Consider the following 240-nt stretch of genomic DNA (forward strand, 5'->3'; position numbering starts at 1 on the left):
TTCCGGTGGAACCCGATGTGTAGATGATGTAGGCAAGGCTGCCGGCGGGTGCCTGTACCGGTTGGTCCGCAGGCAGGGCGGCAATGTCCGCAGAGGTCTGCGGGTCGTCTAGAACAAGGGTTGTCACGGGCGGCAGGCGGTCCCGCAAGGCGGCACTGGTGATCACCAAAGCCGCCGAGGCATCGCCCAGCATCAGGCTCAAACGCTCCTGCGGATAGTCCGGATCAAGCGGCAGATAGG

1 protein-coding gene is annotated in these 240 nt (G+C 64.2%); it reads right to left on the bottom strand.

The window, feature by feature from the left end; genetic code table 11:
* Positions 1-240 (bottom strand): AMP-binding protein (locus E1297_RS00190; RefSeq protein ID WP_155132506.1); only part of this gene is annotated, 240 nt, incomplete at both ends.

This window comes from Roseibium sp. RKSG952 (genome assembly GCF_009711355.1).